The sequence below is a fragment of the Pseudomonas sp. UF-293 genome, assembly GCF_058245595.1.
Window position 1 is genome coordinate 1 of record NZ_JBSICA010000109.1, and the last position, 209, is coordinate 209.

A 209-nucleotide genomic window follows, 5' to 3' on the forward strand; every position below is an offset into this window, starting at 1 on the left:
GACACCATCGACACTTCGACGGTCAAACTGACCGCTGATACTTCTGTAGCCGAAGGCGGGACGGTCACCTACACCGCCACCGTTGGTGCTCCGGTCACCGGCTCGCCAGTTGTGGTAACTCTGGCCAACGGCCAGACCATCACCATCGGCGTCGGTCAGACTACTGGCACTGCAACCGCTGTTGCTGCGAACGATGCGCTGACCGGCAA

The 209-nt window shown here is 61.2% G+C and carries 1 protein-coding gene; it reads left to right on the forward strand.

What is annotated here, in order from left to right:
- On the forward strand, positions 1 to 209 hold a 209-nt coding region (locus AC4IHP_RS27960; RefSeq protein ID WP_490833301.1), incomplete at both ends, for an immunoglobulin-like domain-containing protein.